Source organism: Actinomycetospora sp., from assembly GCF_055612215.1.
This window is the reverse complement of the sequence record NZ_JBVPVA010000569.1, coordinates 1-2,700: the sequence shown is the minus strand read 5'-3', so window position 1 is coordinate 2,700 and position 2,700 is coordinate 1. Positions and strand designations below refer to the sequence as shown.

Below are 2,700 nucleotides of genomic sequence, written 5' to 3'. Positions count from 1 at the left end.
ACACCCACCGGCCGGACGGGCTGATCTCGGACCCGAACGCGGAGTCCTTCGTGGCCGCGGACCCGCCGTACCCGCTGCCGACCCGGCCCACCGCGCCGAAGGACGACTCCGAGGACGAGACCTGGCAGATGATGTCGGGCTACATGGGGACGCGGACCCGGTTCTTCGACGAGTACGTCGCCGACGCCACCGCGCAGGGCATCCGCCAGGTTGTGCTGCTCGCCGCCGGCCTCGACACCCGCGCGCAGCGCCTGGACTGGCCCGCGGGCACGGTCCTGTTCGAGGTCGACCAGCCCCTGGTGATCGAGTTCAAGGACCAGGTGCTCGACGCCGAGGGCGCCGCCTCCCGGTGCGACCGCCGCACGGTCCCCGTCGACCTGCGTGACGACTGGCCCGCCGCCCTCGAGGCCGCCGGGTTCGCCCCGACCGCGCCGACCGCCTGGCTCACCGAGGGCCTCCTGCCCTACCTGCCACCGGACGCGCAGGACTCGCTGCTGCGGGCCCTCGACGCGCGCTCGGCGCCGGGCTCGCAGTGGGCCATCGAGGACTTCACCAACATCGGCCAGCAGATGTCCGACCCGGCCTTCCGGCGGATCGCCGCGAACATCGGTGTCGACATGTCCGCGTTGATCTACACCGACGAGCGCCCGGACCCCGCGGCGTGGCTGCGTGAGCGGGGCTGGACCACCGACGTCGAGTTCGCCATCGACGTCGCGAAGTCCTACGGGCGGACCCTCGACACGCTCACGCAGCGACTCAACGGCCAGAGCTCGCTCGTCGTCGCCCGCAAGCCCTGATCACCCGCCGGTCCTGCTCACGCCAGGTCGTCTCGGGTGGCCGCCATCCGGACCGCCGCCCGGCGACGGCGCCGCAGCGTCGCGAGCGCGACCGGGCCCAGCACGGCGGCGGCGATCAGCGGCGAGACGACCAGCAGCGTCCCGGGCGCGAGCACGAACGCGAGGACGGCCCGCAGCCCGGCGTCGAGCAGGAACGCGACACCCCACTCGCCGGTGGTGCGGCGATGCCCGGCCCGCACTCCGGGGTGGTCCCAGAGGGCGTCGTACGCCTCCCGCTCGGCCGGCGTCGTCGTCATCATCGTGCGGCCCAGCGCGAAGGTGACCGGTCGGGCGGCGAGCAGCGAGCCGAGGAACACCAGCCCGAACGCGCCCGTGACCACCGACTCCTTCAGCAGCAGGAACACCGCGTCGTCGAAGGCCAGGGCGCCCACCAGCCCGAGGACGATCCCCAGGAGCGTCAGGAGCGCCACCGGGTCCGGACGGCGGGTCCGGGCGAGGGTCCAGAGCGTCGCCGCGGCGGGGAACACCGCGCCGACCGACAACGCCGTGACGTCCGAGGTGTGCCCGCTCAGGAGGTCGTACGCGACGATCGGCGCGATCAGCCCGAACAGCAGCGTCGGTGCGACGTGGCGCAGCACCCGGCCCGCGCGACCCCGGCCCGGCGCGGCGCGGTCCGCGGTTCCCGTGTGCTTCAGCGCGGTTCCGGCGGCGGTCATGTCGTCCTCCCGATCGTCCCTGCCGCGGCGATCGCGGCAGGGACGACGCTAGGAATACGGCGACCCAGGGACGTCGCCCTGCGGGTGGAGTCCGGGTGGAGACGGATCCGTGCGCACGGTGGAGGTCCGAACCACAGGCAGGCGTCAGGCGGCGTGGTGGTCGTGCCAGGGTCGGTTGTGGCGTGGTCTTCGCAGGGGGTCGAGCCAGGCTGGTGGGGTGAAGAAGGGCAGTCCGTTGAAGCGCCCCGGGTCTGGTGGCGGCTCTGAAGCCCCGAGAGGGTGTGGAGCGTGCCAGCGCAGAAGAAGTACCCCGAGGAGATGCGGGAGCGCTCGGTCCGGTTGGTCCTGGATCTGGTCGAGGGCGAGGAGCAGGCCAGCGTGACCGGTGCGTGCGGCCGGGTCGGTGCGCAGTTGGGGATCAACCGGGACACGTTGCGTGGCTGGGTCAAGCAGGCTCAGGTCGATGCCGGGGCGCGGGCCGGGACGACGACCTCGGAGCGGGACCGGATCAAGGCGTTGGAGAAGGAGAACGCCGAGCTGCGCCGGGCGAACGCGATCCTCAAGACCGCGTCGGCTTTCTTCGCGGCGGAGCTCGACCGCCCGACCGGCAACAAGTGATCGACTACATCGACGCCCACCGCGACCAGTTCGGGGTCGAGCCGATCTGCCGGGTGCTCGCCGAGCACGGTGTGCCGATCGCCCCGAGCAGCTACCGCGCCGCCCGGACCCGGCCGCCGTCGCCGCGGGCGCTCTCGGACGCGGCGTTGGCGGAGATCATCGAGGCGACGTTCTGGGATCGGGAGAAGGGCCGCGGGGTCTACGGGGCCCGCAAGATGTGGCATCAGCTCCGCCGTGACGGCGTCACCACCCCCGACGGGGCGCCGGTGGCGCGGTGCACCGTCGAGCGGCTGATGCGCTCGCTCGGGCTGCGCGGCGCCCGCCGCGGCGCGGCGGTCATCACCACCAGGGCGGACAAGCACTCGACGCGGGCACCGGACCTGGTCGAGCGGGACTTCCACGCCCCGGCGCCGAACAGGCTCTGGGTCGTGGACTTCACCTACGTCCCGACCTGGTCGGGGACGGTGTTCACCGCGTTCGTCTCCGATGTCTACTCCCGGCGCATCGTCGGCTGGCGCACCGCCGCCGCGATGCCCACCGAACTGCCGCTCGACGCCCTGGAGATGGCG

General features: G+C 73.1%; 4 protein-coding genes and 1 other annotated feature. Of the genes, 3 read left to right on the top strand and 1 reads right to left on the bottom strand.

Going from position 1 to position 2,700, the window contains the following annotated elements:
* Nucleotides 1-797 (top strand): SAM-dependent methyltransferase (locus AC0CYZ_RS15685; protein WP_472216926.1); only part of this gene is annotated, 797 nt, incomplete at its 5' end.
* A 17-nt stretch (nt 798-814) separates the two neighbouring features.
* On the opposite strand, the gene AC0CYZ_RS15680 is transcribed toward AC0CYZ_RS15685, so the two are convergent.
* Nucleotides 815-1,513 carry a VC0807 family protein gene (locus AC0CYZ_RS15680; protein WP_472216925.1) on the bottom strand — a complete coding sequence of 233 codons (699 nt, stop codon included), beginning with the start codon at nt 1,511-1,513 and terminating at the stop codon, nt 815-817.
* A gap of 288 nt (nt 1,514-1,801) precedes the next feature.
* On the opposite strand from AC0CYZ_RS15680, the gene AC0CYZ_RS15675 reads away from it, so the two are divergent.
* A complete protein-coding gene (locus AC0CYZ_RS15675) occupies nt 1,802-2,131 on the top strand; it encodes a transposase (RefSeq protein WP_472216923.1) in 330 nt (109 codons plus the stop codon).
* Nucleotides 2,086-2,217 (top strand) — a sequence feature (AL1L pseudoknot). It overlaps the preceding gene by 46 nt.
* Nucleotides 2,128-2,700 (top strand): IS3 family transposase (locus AC0CYZ_RS15670; protein ID WP_472216921.1); only part of this gene is annotated, 573 nt, incomplete at its 3' end. Its footprint overlaps the feature before it by 90 nt. The genes AC0CYZ_RS15675 and AC0CYZ_RS15670, both read left to right, overlap by 4 nt.